A 19,009-nucleotide genomic window follows, 5' to 3' on the forward strand; every position below is an offset into this window, starting at 1 on the left:
CGGGATCATCATTGTTCCGGCGTTCGTTTCTTGCTTTTGCAAGACACAACATAGCTATTTTTGCTGATCGTACCAGCGCGTAGATCGCAACGCCGCCATGCGCTCGACGAAAGCCGATTTGAAGAAGAACTGAAGCTCGGCTTCAGATAAACTTACGAGCCAGCAAGCAACGGGGATTGCCGCCCCGATACGACGAAGCGCCCCACCCTTTCGGGTCCGGAGCGCTTGGCAGGTCGTGTACATGGAACGACGCCCCAATCGGGACGGACAGTTTGCAATCAAAGGCCGTAGGGACCGCGCCGAAACAGCCCGCGATCGATCTCGCGCTGGCGATACTCAAGCTCGATACGGTCGCCAGCGGCGCTAAGATACTGCAGCTCGCGTTCTTCGGTCGTGGGAACACGAAAGGCGCGGGCAACCTTCTTGAGCGGACCAAACATGGCTTTCACTTCTCTCAACGATACGGATCGGCGACGAACTCAGGAGCCCGAATGGGACCTCCGTTCTCATCGCCTCAGTCGCTTATATAGACTTTGGTCGTAGAGATACCAGAAGTGGTCATGCAAGCCAGCCATGCGAAAGACGGAAAACACGACATAATTTCTTCATCGATCGTTCGGGCAAACTTAACCGCACCGCAAAGCGCAGTTCTTCTCGCAAGTTTCCGTAACGTCACGAGACGGTCGTCAATCGACCGCGCCGACTACCGCCCCGTCCTCGATCACCATGCCATCGAAGGACGGAATGACCCCGGCCGGAAGGTCGGAAGCCAGCGTGCGATAATCTAGGTCGTGGTGCATGTGGGTGAGGACGATCAGCTCGGCCCCGACGCGGCGCCCCGCCTCGATTGCCTGATCCACCGAGAAATGGCTGACATGCGGCTTGTATCGGAGCGCATCGACGATGAACACGGTGACGCCTTCGATCCGCGACCAGCTTTCCTCGGGAATGGCGCTGACATCCGAGGAATAGGCAACCGAACCGAAGCGATAGCCGATGCTGACGATATCGCCGTGCGTCTGGACATACGGCAGGACCTCGATCGTTCCACCCTTGCCTTCAATGGAGAAGGCCACACCGGCTTCGACGCGATGTTCGGCGACGATGGGCGGATAACCCGATCCCAGCGGGGTTTGGAAGCAGTAGCCGAAGGCTTCCTTCAGCCGGGCCGCCGTCGCCTCGTCGGCGTAGACAGGCACGCGATGACCGCTGTTGTGGAAGAACTGCCTGAGCTCGTCGATACCGTGGATATGGTCGGCATGGGAGTGGGTATAGAGCACCGCGTCGGCCTCGCCGACCCCCGCCCGCAGGACCTGCTCGCGGAAATCCGGACCGGTGTCGACGATGATACGGGTGATGCCGCCCTTTCCGATCCGCTCGACCATGAGCGACGACCGGAGGCGACGGTTGCGCGGCTCGTTGGGGTCGCAGGCGCCCCAGTCGTTACCAATGCGCGGCACGCCAGGCGACGCGCCGCAGCCGAGAACGGTGAAGCGCATCCGTTCCGTCATCACGCGAACACCTCGCGCGGCACCTTGGCGAACAGCCGAGCGAAGTTGGCCGTCGTCGTGTCGGCCATTTCGGCCGGCGTGACGCCCTTTACCTCGGCGAGAACCTTGGCGGTATGCGCCACATAGGCTGGTTCGTTGCGCTTGCCGCGCCACGGCAACGGAGCCAGATAGGGTGCATCGGTCTCGACCAGCAAACGGTCAGCCGGCACGTCGCTGGCGATGGCCCTGAGGTCGTCGGACCGCTTGAACGTCAGGATGCCGGAGAAGGAGACAAAGGCGCCCAGCGCCACGGCCCGCTCCATCAACTCGCGGCCGGACGAGAAACAGTGGAGCAGGATCGGAAAGGCGCCCTTCCCTGTTTCTTCCTCCAGAATGGCGATCATGTCGTCGTCGGCATCCCGCGAATGGATGCAGAGCGGCAAGCCGGTGATCCGGGCCGCAGCGATGTGCCGACGAAAGACCTCGGCCTGTACGTCCCTGGGCGAGGAATCATAGAAGTAGTCGAGTCCCGCCTCGCCAATCCCGATCACCTTGGGGTGGGAGGCCAGCGCCACCAGCTCGTCGACGCCGACGTTCGCCTCCTTCTCCGCTTCGTGCGGATGGGTTCCGACCGTGCAGTAGACCTGACGATGGGCCTCCGCGATCGCCCGCACCGTGGCGAAATCGCGGACACGCGTGCCGATCGTCACCATGAGGCGCACGTCGGCCGCCGCAGCTCGCGCCAGAAGCGCCTCCGTCTCACCGGCGAAATCGGGAAATTCGAGATGGCAGTGGCTGTCGACGATCATTGGAGCTGAACGCAATAGAACAAGGGATCGTTCCGACATAGCCGCTCGCACCGGCGCTGTCGAGCAGCGGCGAGTGTCGGGCTGATCCGCGCTGCGCGCCGATCGTCACAAAACTCTCACCTCGGGCAGCTAGATAAACTGCGGTTGCGGCATTCATTCGGCCGCGCAACCGTAAATTTTGCCTGTAGCATTTGACAGCAGCCGGCTGTTTTCGCCAGCCACATTTTCGGGCGCCTTCGGGCGTCCGTTTTTTTGGGCCGACGCGGCCAGGGGATCCACAGGCATCCCGGCATCCGCCTGTCCAGAAAGTCTGCAACTTTTCGGGCGGATGTGCACTTCTCCCGGCATCCGCCTGTCCAGAAAGTCTGCAACTTTTCGGGCGGATGCCCTAACATCCTCCAATGCGTCCCGATCTCCTCAACCCGCTGTTCCAACCGCTCACGTCGCTCCCCGGTGTCGGGCCGCGCACGGCGCCCAAACTTGAGAAGCTTGTCGGCCCCGGCGGCGAAACCGCGCGCGACGCCGTGGTGCTCGATCTTCTCTTTCATATTCCGACCGGCCTGATCGACCGCAGCCATGAGGCGTTGATCGAGTCAGCGCCCGAAGGCGCGATCGTCACGCTGCGTGTCCATGTCGACCGCCACCGGCCGACGCCGCCGCAATCGCGAGCGCCCTATCGCATCTCAGTCCACGACGAGAGCGGCGAGCTCACCATCACCTATTTCCGCGCCGACAAGGGCTGGCTCGAAAAGCTCTATCCTCCGGGTGAGACGGTGCTCGTCTCCGGGCGCGTCGAACGCTTCAACGGCGCGCTCCAGCTGAGCCATCCCGACCACGTGGTGCTGGAGGCCGAGGCGGACAAGCTACCTCGCTTCGAGCCGGTCTATCCCATGACCGACGGCATAGGCGGCCGACTGATCGCTCGCCTCGCCGACGCCGCTCTTGCCCGACTGCCACAGCTACCCGAATGGCTCGACGAAGCCCACCTCCGCCGGGAGGGGTGGCCGACCTTTGCGGAGGCACTGAGGCATCTCCACAAGCCGGAAGAACCGGAGACGACCGACACGCCGAGCCCGGCGTTGACCCGCCTCGCCTACGACGAACTGCTCGCCAACCAGTTGGCCCTCGCCCTGGTTCGTCGGCAGCTCAAGGGAGTAGCAGACCGTCGAAGTCTGCCGACAGGCGATATCGCCCGCCGTCTCCTCGCCGCCCTGCCCTTTTCCCTGACGGCTTCGCAGGAGGCGGCCATCGCCGACGCGGTCGCCGACCTTTCGGCACCCTCGCGCATGGTGCGGCTCATCCAGGGCGACGTCGGCTCGGGAAAGACCATGGTGGCCCTCTTCGCCGCGGCGGCCGCCGTGGAAGCCGGCGGCCAGGTGGCAGTGATGGCACCGACGGAGCTGCTGGCCCGCCAGCATGCACGCTCCATGTCGAGCCTGGCAGAGGCAGCCGGCCTGCGCCTCGCGCTACTGACCGGCGCCGACAAGGCGAAAGGCCGGAGGGAGACGCTGGAACGGATCGCCTCCGGAGAGGTGGATATCGTCGTCGGCACCCACGCCCTGTTCCAGTCGGCGGTCGAGTTCAGCAACCTGACCCTTGCAGTTGTCGACGAGCAGCACCGCTTCGGCGTTCACCAGCGCCTGGCGCTGTCCGCCAAGGGATCGACCACCGACCTTCTCGTCATGACGGCGACCCCCATTCCGCGCACGCTGATGCTCGCCTACTTCGGCGACATGGACGTCTCCCGCCTTACCGAGAAGCCTGCCGGCCGCAAGCCGATCGCCACCGTCACCGTGCCGCAGGAACGCATCGGCGAGATCGTCGGGCGCATCGGTTCGGCCATTCGCCTGGAAGGCGCCAAGGTCTACTGGGTCTGCCCGCTGGTCGAGGAAAGCGAGAGCATCGACCTTGCCGCCGCCGAGGAGCGCTACGCCGACCTCCGCCAACACTTCGGCGACGACGTGGCCGTCGTCCACGGCCGCATGAAGGCTGGCGAGAAGGATGCCGCCATGGCCCGCTTCAAGGCCGGCGAGGCCCATATCCTGGTGGCCACCACCGTCATCGAGGTTGGCGTCGACGTGCCGGATGCGACCATCATCGTCATCGAGCACGCCGAGCGTTTCGGCCTTGCTCAGTTGCACCAGTTGCGGGGTCGGGTCGGGCGCGGCGACAAGTCATCGGCCTGCGTGCTTCTCTACAAGGGGCCGCTCGGCGAGACGGCGAAAGCGCGTCTGAAGGTGATGCGCGATACCGAAGACGGCTTCCGCATCGCCGAGGAAGACCTGAAGCTGCGCGGCGGGGGCGAGTTGCTCGGTACCCGGCAAAGCGGCTTGCCCGGCTTTCGCTTCGTTCGCGCCCAGCACCATGGCGCGCTGATGGAAACCGCCCGCGACGACGCCGCCTTGCTTCTCGCCCGCGACGCCGGCTTGGCAGGGCCGCGCGGGGAAGCCCTGCGGCTGTTGCTCTATCTGTTCGGCCGCGATGAAGCGGTACGGTTGATCCGCGCCGGTTGAAGAGGCGCCTAGAGCATCATCCCACCGGAGTGAAACGAGGATCGAAAAGATGATGCTTTGCAAACAAAGGCCTAGGGCGCCGATCTGATTCAATCAGATCGAACAGCGCTCTAGCGCTCGCCTTCGGCCCGCACGTCGGCGGCGACTTCTCGTATCGCCGCCATCATCAGTTCGGCGCCCAGCGTGAGCGACGCCCCCGACCTGACGATAAGCCCGAGCGGTCCGAAGGTATCCAATGTGTCGACCGGCAGTTCGCGCAGCGTGCCGGCGGCGAGGTCGCCGGCCACCTCGCCATAATGGGCGATCCAGATGGCGTCGGTGGTGGTGGCGAAAGCCCGGCCGAACACGGTGGATACCGTGTCGACCCTTCGAAGCTGAGGTCCGACGGCAAGCCTGATCAACAGTTCCACGGCGTGGTCGTGGATGATCGAACCGGGTGGCGGCACAAGCACCACATAGTCGGACAGACGAGCGAGTCCGCCTCCCATGGCGAACAAGGGATGCTCCCGCCTCGCCACCACGGCCACCCTCTCGGTGTAGAGGTGTTCGAAGGCAAGCCCGACCATGTCGGAGGGCGAACCCATGCGCCCCAAGGCGAAATCAAAGTCTCCGGCCTTCAGCTGACCAAGGATGGAGACATTGTCGGCGGTTATGATGACGGGCGTCGTTCCGACGCTGGTGCCGAGGAAGCGCGTCACCGCCCCGGGCAGGACACGCGAGGAAGCCGAGGCGAGAGCGCCGACCCGAACGATCGAGGCGCCTTGCTTCAGCGCCAGCTCGACAGACTCGACACCCTGGCGAAGCGCGGCGATGGACGCCCCGGCGAAGCGAAGGAACACCTCGCCATAATAGGACAAAACCACCGACCGGTGACTGCGATCGAACAGCTCGACGCCCAGGATTTCCTCAAGTTCCCGAATGGTTTTCGATACCGCCGGCTGGCTGATGGATAGCGACACCGCCGCCTTGCCGATACTTTTCAGGCGGGCAACTTCCACAAAGGAGCTCAGATGCCTATGTTTGATGCGGTTCTCGATCACGTCGGGCCCTCTATAACCGGCCGTTATGTAAAGGGGCAAAGCACCCCTCTGCCATGAAACAATGGTCGAGTCCGTGTCCACCCTCGTCCGTAATCGGTGGTAGGGTGGCCGAAAAGTCGCCCGTCAGGGCAATCACCCGGGAGTACCCATGCAGAAAACCAAGCTCCACCTCGACGTTATCGTCGATGTCGTCTGTCCCTGGTGCTTCCTTGGCAAGCGGCGACTCGACGCGGCGATCGCCGAGCTCGACGACCTCGACATCGAGGTTCGCTACCGGCCATTCCAGCTCGACCCGACCATCCCCACGGAAGGCATCGAGCGCGAGGAGTACATCATCGGCAAGTTCGGCAGTGCCGATGCCCTGGACGAGGCACACGCCCGTCTCTTCAGCCTCGGCGCCGATGTCGGCATCACCTACGCCTTCGATCTCATCGAGAAGACCCCCAACACGCTCGATGCCCATCGCCTTGTTCGCTGGGCGGCGGCGGAGGGCCTCGGCGACCCCATGCTGGAACGGCTGTTCTCCCTGTTCTTCGAGGAAGGCGCCGATCTTGCCAATGCAGAAACTCTGATCGCTGCCGCCGAAGAAGTCGGCCTCGACGAGGACGAGGTCACCATGAAACTGGAAGACGGCGTCGACCTTGACGCGGTGAAGGCCGACATCGCCCATGCCGGTCGCATGGGCATCACCGGCGTGCCGACGGTCATCGTCGAAAACAAGTTCGCCATTTCCGGCGCCCAGACTTCCGAGGTTCTGGTCGACGCCTTGCGCCGAATTGCCGCCGAGCTGGACGCAACGAAGAGCTGACATGAAGAGAGGCGCCGGTTGGGCGCCCCTCTTCATGCATATGCAGCGCGTCAGATGGCGTCGTGCCTGTCGCGGTCGATGTGCTCGGCCTTGATCCGCCGAACGGTACCGGTCCACGAGCGCATCACCACGGTGTCGGTGATGATCTTTCCGTTCTTGAAGCGCACGCCGTCGAGCAGATTGCCCTTGGTCACGCCGGTGGCAGCAAAGAGCACGTCACCCTGAGCCATGTCTTCCATGACGTATTTCTTGGTGACGTCCGAGATCCCCATGCGCCGGGCGCGCTCGACCTGGTCGGGCCGGTTGATCATCAACCTGCCCTGCATCTGGCCGCCGAGGCACCGCAGCGCCGCCGCCGCCAACACGCCCTCGGGTGCGCCGCCGACGCCGAGATAGATGTCGATGCCGGTCTCCTCCGGGTCGGTCGTCTGAATGACGCCCGCGATGTCGCCATCGCCAATCAACCGGATCGAAGCCCCGAGCCCACGCACCTCATCGATCAGGCGGGCATGGCGCGGCCGGTCGAGGATACAGGCGGTAATGGCCGATACCGGCACACCCTTGGCCTTAGCGAGCGCGCGAATGTTGTCGGTCGGCGTGGCGTCGAGGTCGACCAGGCCAGGCGCGAAGCCAGGGCCGATGGCGATCTTGTCCATGTAGACGTCGGGAGCGTTCAGAAGACCTCCCTGCTCGGAGATCGCGATGCACGCCAGCGAGTTGGTCTGGTTCTTGGCACACATTGTGGTGCCCTCAAGTGGGTCGGCGGCGATATCGACGCGTGGCCCTTTGCCGCTGCCGACCTCTTCGCCGATGTAGAGCATCGGCGCTTCGTCTCGCTCGCCCTCGCCGATCATGATCGTGCCCTGAACCGGCAACTGGTTGAGCTCAGAACGCATGGCGTCCACGGCCGCCTGATCGGCGGCGCGCTCGTCACCGTGGCCACGCTGGCGAGCGGCGGCCATGGCCGTGCGTTCGGTAACCCGAACAATCTCCAGAGTTAGAATACGGTCGAGAGAATTGGATAACTTTTGCGACATGAAACAACCCGCGGTTCGTGCAGCCGACCGAATTCGTCGCTGCGGCCGAGGGAGGTCTTGTGGCCGCGCGCGAACGGGGAGGAAACCCGGTCGATACCTTAGCGAGGTAGGAAGAACCGACGATGGAGGTCAATGCGCCATAGGACGCAATACGGATGTTCCGCGGATGAATTAACCATGCCGCGACCTGGAGTCTTCATCGATACTTGCCGAAATAGCGCCATTTACCGGCACTTTTCGCCCGTTCGACCGCTAGACATGCAAAAAGTCGATAGCAGCATTCCCTAAGATGGGCCTGTAAACATGCACAGGCCCAACAGGGTCTCACAAACTCTCGATGCGGATCAGCGTCGGCTTCTCGGCGATATGGCCGGCCGCCTCGATCGCGGCGAGCGCCGCCCGGATCTCCGTCTCGCGCGTGGCGTAGGTGATGAGCACCACGGGCTGCGGCGCACCTGTATGGCCGGGTGCCGCGTCGTCATTTCCCCGGCGATGCTGAACGATCGACTCGAGCGATATGTCGCGGTCGGCCATGCTCTTGGCGATGCCGGCGAAGGCGCCCGGTCGATCATAGACGGAAAGACGAACGTAATAGCCGCCCTTGTGGGCCTGGATCTCCGCCTTCTGGTAGAGCCCGAGTTCGTTGACCGGCAAGCCGAACACCGGCGTGCGATGTCCGCGCGCCGCGTCGACGATATCGGCTATGACCGACGACGCCGTGGCACTGCCACCGGCGCCAGGACCGACCAGCACGACCTCGCCGAGCGCATCCCCGTCGAAGGCAACGGCGTTGAGAACCCCCGAGGTCTGGGCCACCACCGACTTCTTCGGCACCATGGCCGGGTTGACCCGAGCTTCGATGCCGGAGTCAGTGCGCCGGGCAACGCCAAGAAGCTTGATGCGATAGCCCAGCTCGTCCGCGGCCTTGATATCCTCCAGCGAGATTGAGGTGATGCCCTCCACATAGATGGCATCGGCATCGATCTCCGTACCGAACGCCAAGCTCACCAGAATGGCGAGCTTGTGCGCCGTGTCGAAACCGCCGACGTCGAACGTCGGATCGGCCTCGGCGTAACCGAGCCGCTGCGCTTCCGACAGGCAGGTTTCAAAGGAGAGCTGCTCCTTCTCCATCCGGGTCAGGATGTAGTTGCAGGTGCCGTTCAGAATGCCGACTATACCGTTGACGGTGTTGCCGGCGAGGCTTTCCTTCAGCGTCTTGATCACCGGAATGCCACCTGCCACCGCCGCCTCGAAACCGATCGACAAACCGGCTTCTTCAGCGAGACGGGCAAGCTCGACGCCATGACGGGCGAGCAGCGCCTTGTTGGCCGTGATCACCGGCTTGCCGGCGGCGAACGCGGCACGCACCACGGCCTCGGCAGCCCCTGAGGCCCCGCCGATCAGCTCGATCACCACGTCGACGTTAGGATCGGCGACCATGGCCACGGGATCGTCGTACCAGGCAAACCCGTCCACGCTGATACCCCGGTCGCGGTTGCGGTTACGCGCCGACACGGCCGTAATCGTCACCGGCCGCCCCGCTCTCAGCGTCAACGAGCTGAGGTTGGACTGGACGATGCGAACGACGGACGCGCCGACGGTCCCGAGACCGGCGATGCCGAGGCGAAGCGGTTTACCCATGGTGCTTTTCCGAAACTTTCTGTCTGCGTGGGCATTCCCGGGAATCGGATCGCCGGGAATGCCTGACTGTTCTTTGTCATGCGGTCCTGACGCAAAGCCGCCGTGCGCTTTTGCCGGACTGCCGGGAGAGCGAAACGCCGATCAGCGGTCCCGCTCGACCGGAGCGTAGTTATGCATGGTTTCGTCGGCCGTGTCGAAGAATCGACGAAGCCCGCGCGCCGCCTGCCGAATACGCTGCTCGTTCTCCACAAGGGCGATGCGGACGTAATCGTCCCCCTGCTCGCCGAAGCCGACGCCGGGAGCGACGGCAACCTCGGCCTTCTCGATCAGCAGCTTGGAAAACTCCAGGCTTCCGAGCGGCTTGAAGCGCTCCGGCAGTGGCGCCCAGGCGAACATCGAGGCGCGCGGAACAGGAATCTCCCAGCCCGCCCGGCCGAAGCTCTCGACCATGACGTCGCGGCGGCGCTTGTAAGTCTGACGGACCTCCTCGATATGGGTATCCGCCTCCGGGTCGTTCAGCGCGGCCGTCGCCGCCACCTGGATGGGCGTGAAAGCGCCGTAGTCGAGGTAGGACTTGACGCGCGACAGCGCGGCGATCAGCCGCTCGTTGCCCACCGCGAACCCCATGCGCCAGCCAGCCATGGAAAAGGTCTTGGACATCGAGGTGAACTCGACGCACACATCCATCGCCCCGGGCACCTGCAAGACTGAGGGCGGCGGAACGCCGTCGAAATAGATCTCCGAGTAGGCAAGGTCCGAAAGCACGAACACTTCGTGCTTTCGGGCAAAGGCCACCACGTCCTTGTAGAAATCGAGATCGACCACCTCGGCCGTCGGGTTCGACGGATAGCAGAGAATGAGGGCGAGCGGCTTCGGAATGGAGTGGGTGACCGCGCGCTCGAGCGCGTGGAAGAACTCCGGCCCCGGCGTGACCGGCACCGAACGGATGACTCCGCCGACCATCAGGAATCCGAAGGCATGGATGGGATAGGACGGATTGGGGCACAGAATGACGTCGCCCGGCGCGGTGATCGCCTGCGCCATGTTGGCAAAGCCTTCCTTGGAGCCAAGCGTGGCCACGATCTGCGTGTCGGGGTTGAGCTTCACGCCAAAGCGGCGAGCGTAATAGGCGGCCTGCGCCTTGCGAAGACCGTTGATGCCGCGCGAGGCCGAGTAGCCGTGCGTGTCGGGCCGCTGCACGGTCTCGATCAGCTTGTCGACCACGTAGCGCGCCGTTGGCAGGTCGGGATTGCCCATGCCAAGGTCGACAATATCTGCGCCCGAAGCTCGCGCGGAAGCCTTGAGCCGGTTGACCTGCTCGAAGACATACGGCGGGAGGCGCTTGATCTTGTGGAACTCGTTGTTGCTCATGGACTTGACCTCAGTGTGGTCGTGGAAGCCGGCGGTTTTCGCCCCGCGCCGGCAGGCGGGTCTGTGCTTCTAGATCAATTTCGGGCGGAGGGGAAAGTGGCTTTTGGCCGGTCGCCGACCGATCTCTCCAAAAAGCCGCCGTTGTGGAGCCGCCCTGCCCGGCCCGCCACGGAATCAGCCGATTGTGGAGAGGGCCGGGAAGTTTTCCAGAAGCCAGAACGACGCGCGCTGCATGCCGCCTGACAGGAACAGCGCGCCGGTAATGACCAGCACGCCGCCCATAGCTCGCTCGACCAGCGGAAAATGCCGGCGAAAGCGGCGCATGAACAGCACAAACTTTGCCGCAAAAAGCGCGGCGATCAGAAAGGGAACGCCCAGGCCCAGCGAATAGACGGCGAGCAGCAGAGCTCCATCGCCGACGGTATCGCGGCTTCCGGCCACCGACAGGATGGTCGCGAGCACCGGCCCGATGCAGGGCGTCCAGCCGAAAGCGAAGGCGAGGCCGAGCAGAAACGCTCCGCCGAGACCGGCCTTAATCCGGAACTGGTGAAACCGGGCCTCGCGATAGAAAAGAGCCACTCGAAACAGGCCAAGGAAATGCAAGCCCATGACGATGATGAACAGACCGGCCAGAACACCGAGCACTTCAGACCATTGGCGAAGAAGCTGCCCGAATACCGACGCCGTGGCGCCAAGCGTCACGAAAACGCAGGTAAACCCCAGAATGAAGCAAAGGGAGACCTCGGCCGCTCGCCGCTTTGCAGCCAGCCGACTCATTTCTTCACTGGTCAGTTCCTCGATCGATGCGCCAGTCAGGAAACCGAGATAAGGCGGAACGAGCGGCAGCACGCAGGGGCTCACGAAAGAGAGCAGTCCGGCGCCAAATGCTGCAATCAAGGTTACGTTCGCGTCCATATGGTCCCTACCAGGCGGGCAACCGACTGATACTCGATTTCCTCGGCTCATGCGAGGCGGGTTTTCTTCCCGCTTATCAAATCGCCGACACAGACCTGGCAGAGCCGAGCAACCGAGCAGCAGGCAGATCCGCAAAGGATGGCGGTTCAATCCCCAGAAATCGCATTCCTCAACCGAACCCACAGAACGTGAAACTATCTGCGCCCGCCCGACCGTGAGGCAAGATATCCTCTGGGGAGCAAGTTGAAACGGAATTGCTTTTCCCCGCGAAGCAGCGTTTCCTCACATAATTCGAAAAAGCCACTACCCCACGCTCCGCGAGTTAACTATTATCTAGCGTTGTTCGCATATATTTATCTACAAGGTTGCGGGTGGTTGTGCGCCTCCGGGGGGACGAATGATCAGGCTGTCGGCGATCGCCGGACTGGCATTGTTTGCCAGCCTCGTGGCTCCTGCATATGCAGGCGCCCCAACGGTGATCCATGTCGCCAGCACCTTCCCTCTGTCGCTGCCATTGTTCTCGGAAGCCTCCGGCCGTCTGAGCGCGCAGGTGGACAGCTTGACCGGCGGCGACGTGCAACTGGTGTTTCATGTGCCCGGCAACCTGGCGCCGGCGTCCAGCACAGTCGACCGGGTCGCAACCGGCGAACTTGCCGCCGCCTGGTCCACAGCCGGCCAGTTCTCCAGCCACGATAGCGCCTTCGAGCTTCTCAGCTCCATTCCCTTTGGGCCTGACACCATGGAATACATGGCCTGGTTCCTGGAGGGAGGCGGCCTCACGCTATCGAGTGAACTCTTTGCCAGTTACGGCATCCACAATGTGCCCTGCATGGTGCTTCCACCGGAGGGAGCCGGCTGGTTTTCGAAGGAAATCCGCAGCATCAACGACCTGAACGGCTTGCGCATCCGCTTCTTCGGTCTGGGCGGTCGGGTCCTCGCCCGCCTTGGTGCCGACGTCATACAGAAATCCCCCGGCGAGATCGTCGACGCCATGAAGAAGGGCGAGATCGAGGCGGCCGAGTACTCGTTGCCGTCCATGGACCTGACGCTTGGCCTTCAGAACGTCGCAAAGTATTACTATTTTCCCGGCTGGCATCAGCCGTCGACGCTCTATGAGCTTTACTTCAACGAAGCGACCTGGCGCGCGCTGACGGCAAAGCAACAGGAGACGATCGAAACGGTCTGCGCGGCCGTCATGCGCGATAGCATCGGGCGAGCGGAGATCATGCAGTCCGATGCTTTGGAAGAGATCAAAAGGCGCGGCATCAAGCTTCGCCGCTGGTCGCCTGATCTTCTCCTGACCTTCGAAGCGACCTGGGCGAAGGTCGCCGAGGAGGAGATGGCCGCCAATCCGAGATTCAAGCAGATTTACGAGTCGTATGTACGTTTTCGGAACCAATATGGGTTCTGGAAGCGTTTCAGTTATCTTCACTGAGTTCGTCGAGGCACTCAAGAGGAGAAGCCGAGACCGATGAGCTGGCATAACGAGCCGATCGGCAGCGCGAAGACCGCGAGCATCCGGACCAAACTGTCCGGAGCGGTCGTCTTTGTTCTTTTGCTCATCGCCGCCGTCAGCGCATTGGGCGTCGTGCAGGTGATATCGGTCAACAGGGTCACCACGGAAATCCGCGAGATCAGGCTTCCGCAGGTAGAGCTGCTCGAAAAGCTCCGCCGCCTCGCCTTGCAGCACAACCTGGTCGTCATGCGCCGCTTGCAAGTGATCGACTACCACAATCTCGCTGAGATTGACGCCAACCTCAACGAAACGCGCCTCGAACTCAACCAGGCCGCGACCGACTTCAAGGCGACCATCAGTTCGCCCGAAGAAGAGCGGCTGTTCGCGATCTTCTCCGAAGCCTGGGGAATCTATCTCGCCTCGCTCGATCAGGTGAACGACGCCGTTGAAAGCGGCGAACTGGAACAAGCGACCGAGTACGCCAACGGCACGACACGCCTTCAGTACCAGGCCGCCGTCACCGAGCTCGAGAATCTCATCGCCTACGCCAAGACACAGTCGCAGGACGCGGCGGCGCGCGCTTCCACGGCGGTGTCGCGTGCCATTACCCAGTCGCTGATCGCCCTGGTGATCGCCAGCCTCGCGGCATTGGGAGCGATCCTATGGGTCCAGCGCAACATATCGGGACCCCTCCGCGACATCGCTCACGCCATGCGTCGACTGACGATCGGCGATCACACGACTCCGATTCCGGAGCCGACACCAAGACGCGATGAGATCGGCGTGCTCGTGCGCGCCCTCGCCGGCTATCGCGACGCGCTCATCCACAGCCGGGAGTTCGCTCGCAACGCCGAACGGGAATGGGAGCGTCTGAGAGCGGCGGTTGCCAACATGCCCGTCGGCTTGTCGATGTTCGACGCTGCCGACCGGCTCATCATCTGCAATCGCATCTACTGCGACATGTACGGTTTGGCGCCCGAGGATACCTTGCGAGGTCGCACCTACCACGAAATCTTCGCCGAAGCTTTCAAGGACGGCGGCATCTACGCGCCGGTATCAGAGGTCCTGGCGGAATCGCGCGCCAATCTCGGCGGAACGACCCATTTCGTGTACGAGACGAGCGACGACCGCATTCTGGCGCTGGGAATCCAGAATATCGCCGGTGGCGGTTGGGTCGCCATTCACGAGGACATTACGGCCCGGCGCCGCGTCGAGGAAAAGATCCGTCATATGGCGCGCCACGACGCCCTGACCGACCTGGGCAACCGCCTGCTGTTCCGCGACAGTCTCGAAGAAGCACTGTCGGGACTGACCGGCAACGAAAGCGTCGCCGTTCTCTGCATCGATCTCGATCGCTTCAAGAACGTCAACGACACGCTCGGCCATCCCGTCGGCGACGCACTTTTGCAGGCCGTCGCGGACCGGCTGAGATCCTGCATCAGCCAGAACGACATAGCGGCGCGCTTCGGCGGCGACGAGTTCGCCATCATCCAGCTCGGCCCCGTCCAGCAACCGGAAGAGGCCACCGATCTCGCCCGCCGCATCGTCCGGATCGTGGGCGAGCCCTACGAGATCGACGGCCAGCAGATCATCATCGGAGCCAGCGTCGGCATAGCCGTCGCCCCGCTCGACGGCACGAACGCCGACACCCTGCTCAAGAACGCCGACATGGCGCTCTACACGGCGAAGGCCGACGGCCGAGGCGTCTATCGTTTCTTCCGCGACGAGATGAGCCTCCGCTCCCAGACGCGGCGCTTGTTGGAGCTGGAACTTCGCCGCGCCCTGGCCGCCGAGGAGTTCCGCCTTCATTACCAGCCGATGTTCAGCATGGACAACCGCGAGGTCATCGGCTTCGAGGCGCTCCTTCGCTGGGACCATCCGAAGCGCGGCATGGTTCCGCCCAACGAGTTCATCTGGCTGGCCGAGGAAGTCGGTCTGATCGTGCCGATGGGCCAGTGGGTGCTTGAGCAGGCCTGCCGCGACGCCGCGACCTGGCCCGGCCATATCAGCATCGCCGTCAACGTCTCGCCGGTGCAGTTCCGCGACCGGACCTTCGCCGATCAGGTGGTGGCGGCGCTCGCCACGTCCGGTCTTGAAGCGCATCGCCTGGAGATCGAGATCACCGAGCGCGTGCTGATCGCCGACACCTCGATGACGCTTGCCATCCTGCAACGCCTGCATGAGATCGGCATCCGCATCGCCATGGACGACTTCGGCACCGGCTATTCAAGCCTAGGCTACCTGCGCCGGTTCCACTTCGATCGCATCAAGATCGATCGCTCCTTCATCGCCGATCTCGACGAAGGCGACCAAGAATCGCTGGCGATCATCCGGGCGGTTGCCAGCCTGTCGTCCAATCTCAATATCGCAACCACCGCCGAGGGCGTGGAAAGCGAGCAGCAGTTCGAGCGTCTGCGGGCCGAGGGCTGCGACACCGTGCAGGGCTTCCTTCTGGGCATGCCGGTACCGGCCGACGACGTCGCACGCATGTTCGAAGAGGGCGATGACTCGGCCATTTCGGCTGCGTGAACGAGCCTGCGAGCTCACGGCAGGGGCCTTCTGCGCCGAAAGAGGGCGCACGACCCTCGAGAATGTTGAGTTCCAAAGGAATGATGGTGGGCGGTGACGGTCTCGAACCGCCGACATCCAGTGTGTAAAACTGGCGCTCTACCAACTGAGCTAACCGCCCCAAAACCGCCGGATGACGACGGAAGGTTTCCTGCTCTACCCACTCGGGCAGCCGATTGCAAGGTCGTCGCGCGGATCGTCCCAAGCATGAACGGCAGAGCAAAAAGGGCGCGACCGTTACCGATCGCGCCGTTCAAAGTCACGTCGGCCCAACCCTGTTTCGGGCTGGGCCGATTCGGGACGTCAGCCGTTGACCGCGTCCTTGAGGCCCTTGCCCACGCGGAACTTCGGCTGCTTGGAAGCAGCGATCTTGAGCGGCTCGCCCGTCTGCGGGTTGCGGCCCTCGGAGGCGGCGCGCTCGGTCACAACGAAGTTGCCGAAGCCGACGATGCGAACTTCGTCGCCCGCCTTGAGCGCCTCGGTGATCGTCGCGAAGACCGCGTCGACGGCGGCACCGGCCTGCGCCTTGTTGAGCGACGCCTTCTCGGCGACCTGCGTGACCAGATCGTTCTTGTTCATGTCGTGTCCCTTTGTCTGACTCTGTCGGTAGCGGACTTGCCGTTTAGGAGTTAGCCCGTCACCCCGGCGGCACGTTTCCCGGATTTCCGGGGAAAATCAAGTGCGGAAAGACCGCTTATGCGCGATTTTTTGACCGAAGACGAAAAAGACCCGGGCTTTGGAGGCCCGGGTCGGTAATTTGTTGGACAAGTGTCCCACGTTGGTTCAGTGCGCGGTGATCACGCCCAAATCGCCAGCTTCGCCTTCGGCGACCGCCGCAGGGGGCGTTTCCTTCGATTCGTCCCAGGCGATCGGCTCAAGCGGCCGCACCAGCGCCACCTTCAGCACGTCGTCCATATGAGCGACCGGAATGACTTCCATTCCGTTCCGGACGTTCTCGGGAATGTCCGCGAGATCCTTGGCGTTCTCGTCGGGGATCATCACCGTCTTGATGCCGCCGCGATGAGCGGCGAGCAGCTTCTCCTTGAGACCGCCGATCGGCAGCACCCGGCCACGCAGGGTGATTTCGCCGGTCATGGCAACGTCGTGGCGAACCGGCACGCCGGTCATCACCGACACGATCGAGGTGACCATGGCGATACCGGCCGACGGGCCGTCCTTCGGCGTCGCGCCTTCCGGCACGTGCACGTGAATGTCGCGCTTGTCGAACAGCGGCGGCTCGATGCCGAAATCGACAGCCCGCGAGCGCACGTAGGACGCCGCCGCGGAAATCGATTCCTTCATCACGTCCTTGAGGTTGCCGGTCACCGTCATGCGGCCCTTGCCGGGCAGGCGCACGCTTTCGATGGTGAGCAGCTCGCCGCCGACTTCGGTCCAGGCGAGACCGGTGACGACGCCGACCTGATCGGTGCCTTCCGCCTCGCCATGCCGGAAGCGCGGCACGCCGAGATACTGCTCGACCTTCTCCGGCGTCACGGTGACCGACTTCAGCACGCCCTTCGACTTCTGGAGCTCGGTCACCGCCTTGCGGGCGAGCGACATCATCTCCCGATCGAGGTTACGAACGCCGGCTTCACGCGTGTACTGGCGTATCACCGCGCGAATGGCGTCGTCGGTGATCTCGTACTCGCCGGCGCGAAGACCATGGTCGGCGATCGACTTCGGCAGCAGGTGCCGCTTGGCGATCTCGACCTTCTCGTCCTCGGTGTAGCCGGCGATCCGGATGATCTCCATGCGGTCCATCAGCGGGCCGGGAATGTTCAGCGTGTTGGCGGTCGTCACGAACATCACGTCCGAAAGGTCGTACTCGACCTCTAGGTAGTGATCCATGAAGGTGTGGTTCTGCTCGGGGTCGAGAACCTCAAGCAAAGCCGACGACGGATCGCCGCGGAAGTCCATTCCCATCTTGTCGATTTCGTCGAGCAGGAAGAGCGGATTGGACTTCTTCGCCTTCTTCATCGACTGGATGACCTTGCCGGGCATCGAGCCGATATAGGTGCGCCGGTGACCACGGATTTCCGCCTCGTCGCGCACGCCGCCGAGCGACATGCGCACGTATTCACGTCCGGTCGCCTTGGCGATCGACTTGGCGAGCGAGGTCTTGCCGACGCCCGGAGGGCCGACGAGGCAGATGATCGGCCCCTTCAGCTTGTTGGCCCGGCTCTGCACCGCCAGATACTCGATGATGCGTTCCTTGACCTTGTCGAGGCCGAAATGATCCTCGTTGAGCACCGCTTCGGCATAGGCGAGATCGTCGCGGGTCTTCGAGCGGCTCTTCCAGGGGATGCCGAGAATCCAGTCGAGGTAGTTGCGGACAACCGTGGCCTCGGCCGACATCGGCGACATCTGGCGCAGCTTCTTCAGCTCGGCCGTCGCCTTCTCGCGAGCTTCCTTGGAGAGCTTGGTGCGCTTGATGCGCTCTTCGAGCTCGGCAAGCTCGTCCTTGCCTTCCTCGCCGTCGCCCAGCTCCTTCTGGATCGCCTTCATCTGCTCGTTGAGATAGTACTCGCGCTGCGTCTTCTCCATCTGCCGCTTGACGCGACTGCGGATGCGCTTTTCCACCTGCAGCACGGAGATCTCGCTCTCCATCAGCCCGAGCACCCGCTCGAGCCGCTCGACCACCGATTTCAGGGAGAGAACGTCCTGCTTCTCGGAGATCTTGACGGCGAGATGGCTGGCGATGGTGTCGGCGAGCTTGGCGTAGTCGTCGATCTCCTTGATGGTGCCGAGCACCTCGGGAGACACCTTCTTGTTCAGCTTGACGTAGTTGTCGAACTCGACCAGCACCGAGCGGGCAAGCGCCTCCACTTCGACGCGGTCGCTCTCCACTTCCTCGATCGGCCGAACCTCGGCCTCGAAGTAGTCGGAGCGGTCGATGAAATTGATCACCTCGGCCCGGCGGGCGCCTTCGACCAGCACCTTCACGGTGCCGTCGGGCAGCTTCAGAAGCTGAAGCACCGTTGCCAGAGTGCCGACCGTATAGATATCGCCGGACGTGGGGTCGTCGTCGGACGCGTTGCGCTGGGTTGCCAGCAGGATCTGCTTGTCGGCCGTCATCACCTCTTCAAGGGCGCGGATGGACTTCTCGCGGCCCACGAACAGCGGCACGATCATGTGCGGGAAAACGACGATGTCACGAAGCGGCAGGACAGGAAAGACGTCCCGTTCGGCGCCGGTCGCGGGAGTGGATGCGGCCATGGAGTGGTTTCCTTTCTGGTGGCCCGCCGGCTCAGCCTGTCGGCACCGGCGTCCGTCGCACGCGGTTTTCGGCAAGGGCTGCCGACCGGAAGATCGGAATGCCCCAGTTCGGCAACGGGTAAGAGGACCGGAGAAGATGATCCGC

Annotated in this window: 14 protein-coding genes and 1 tRNA gene; 4 read left to right on the forward strand and 11 right to left on the reverse strand. The window is 63.3% G+C overall.

Features of this window, described 5'->3' with window-relative positions; translation table 11 throughout:
- Window positions 1–278: 278 nt before the first annotated feature.
- From M4J39_RS03870 to M4J39_RS03880, 3 genes are all read right to left on the reverse strand, one after another.
- On the reverse strand, window positions 279–440 hold the full coding sequence (locus tag M4J39_RS03870; protein WP_251726470.1) for a DUF3563 domain-containing protein: 162 nt from the start codon (window positions 438–440) through the stop codon (window positions 279–281).
- Window positions 441–686: 246 nt separating this feature from the next.
- Window positions 687–1,511: an MBL fold metallo-hydrolase gene (locus M4J39_RS03875; RefSeq protein ID WP_251726471.1), complete on the reverse strand. Its 825-nt coding sequence runs from the start codon at window positions 1,509–1,511 to the stop codon at window positions 687–689.
- A complete protein-coding gene (locus tag M4J39_RS03880) occupies window positions 1,511–2,299 on the reverse strand; it encodes a TatD family hydrolase (RefSeq protein ID WP_251726472.1) in 789 nt (262 codons plus the stop codon). Before M4J39_RS03880 ends, M4J39_RS03875 begins: the two co-directional genes overlap by 1 nt.
- Before the next feature lie 401 nt (window positions 2,300–2,700).
- Here M4J39_RS03880 and recG point away from each other — a divergent pair, with 401 nt between their 5' ends.
- Window positions 2,701–4,812, forward strand: coding sequence for an ATP-dependent DNA helicase RecG (gene recG / locus M4J39_RS03885; RefSeq protein ID WP_251726473.1), 2,112 nt, complete (start codon window positions 2,701–2,703; stop codon window positions 4,810–4,812).
- 110 nt (window positions 4,813–4,922) lie between these two features.
- On the opposite strand, the gene pcaQ is transcribed toward recG, so the two are convergent.
- Complete coding sequence (gene pcaQ / locus M4J39_RS03890) at window positions 4,923–5,852, reverse strand: pca operon transcription factor PcaQ (protein WP_371875378.1); 930 nt, start codon at window positions 5,850–5,852, stop codon at window positions 4,923–4,925.
- A 148-nt stretch (window positions 5,853–6,000) separates the two neighbouring features.
- Between pcaQ and M4J39_RS03895 the strand changes: the two genes are divergently transcribed.
- Window positions 6,001–6,660: a DsbA family oxidoreductase gene (locus tag M4J39_RS03895; protein ID WP_251726475.1), complete on the forward strand. Its 660-nt coding sequence runs from the start codon at window positions 6,001–6,003 to the stop codon at window positions 6,658–6,660.
- A 50-nt stretch (window positions 6,661–6,710) separates the two neighbouring features.
- On the opposite strand, the gene glpX is transcribed toward M4J39_RS03895, so the two are convergent.
- The 4 genes from glpX to M4J39_RS03915 form a co-directional block, all read right to left on the reverse strand.
- Window positions 6,711–7,697: a class II fructose-bisphosphatase gene (gene glpX, locus M4J39_RS03900; RefSeq protein WP_251726476.1), complete on the reverse strand. Its 987-nt coding sequence runs from the start codon at window positions 7,695–7,697 to the stop codon at window positions 6,711–6,713.
- Window positions 7,698–8,021: 324 nt separating this feature from the next.
- A complete protein-coding gene (locus M4J39_RS03905) occupies window positions 8,022–9,338 on the reverse strand; it encodes a homoserine dehydrogenase (RefSeq protein ID WP_251726477.1) in 1,317 nt (438 codons plus the stop codon).
- Between the two features lie 141 nt (window positions 9,339–9,479).
- On the reverse strand, window positions 9,480–10,709 hold the full coding sequence (locus tag M4J39_RS03910; protein ID WP_251726478.1) for an LL-diaminopimelate aminotransferase: 1,230 nt from the start codon (window positions 10,707–10,709) through the stop codon (window positions 9,480–9,482).
- Between the two features lie 174 nt (window positions 10,710–10,883).
- Window positions 10,884–11,624: a cytochrome c biogenesis CcdA family protein gene (locus M4J39_RS03915; protein ID WP_251726798.1), complete on the reverse strand. Its 741-nt coding sequence runs from the start codon at window positions 11,622–11,624 to the stop codon at window positions 10,884–10,886.
- 397 nt (window positions 11,625–12,021) lie between these two features.
- Here M4J39_RS03915 and M4J39_RS03920 point away from each other — a divergent pair, with 397 nt between their 5' ends.
- Both M4J39_RS03920 and M4J39_RS03925 read left to right on the forward strand, forming a co-directional pair.
- Window positions 12,022–13,059 (forward strand): TRAP transporter substrate-binding protein, encoded by a 1,038-nt coding sequence (locus M4J39_RS03920; protein WP_251726479.1) that lies wholly within the window; start codon window positions 12,022–12,024, stop codon window positions 13,057–13,059.
- A gap of 36 nt (window positions 13,060–13,095) precedes the next feature.
- Window positions 13,096–15,609, forward strand: coding sequence for an EAL domain-containing protein (locus M4J39_RS03925; RefSeq protein WP_251726480.1), 2,514 nt, complete (start codon window positions 13,096–13,098; stop codon window positions 15,607–15,609).
- Window positions 15,610–15,693: 84 nt separating this feature from the next.
- Here M4J39_RS03925 and M4J39_RS03930 read toward each other — a convergent pair.
- The 3 genes from M4J39_RS03930 to lon all read right to left on the reverse strand — a co-directional run bounded on the left by M4J39_RS03930 (window position 15,694) and on the right by lon (window position 18,864).
- Window positions 15,694–15,769 (reverse strand) — tRNA-Val (locus M4J39_RS03930).
- A gap of 182 nt (window positions 15,770–15,951) precedes the next feature.
- A complete protein-coding gene (locus M4J39_RS03935) occupies window positions 15,952–16,311 on the reverse strand; it encodes an HU family DNA-binding protein (RefSeq protein WP_371875395.1) in 360 nt (119 codons plus the stop codon).
- 120 nt (window positions 16,312–16,431) lie between these two features.
- Window positions 16,432–18,864, reverse strand: a complete 2,433-nt coding sequence (lon, locus tag M4J39_RS03940) for an endopeptidase La (protein WP_251726481.1) — start codon at window positions 18,862–18,864, stop codon at window positions 16,432–16,434.
- Between the last annotated feature and the right edge of the window lie 145 nt (window positions 18,865–19,009).

The organism is Pleomorphomonas sp. NRK KF1 (assembly GCF_023721755.1).
In the GTDB taxonomy this organism is placed as follows: Bacteria; Pseudomonadota; Alphaproteobacteria; order Rhizobiales; family Pleomorphomonadaceae; genus Pleomorphomonas.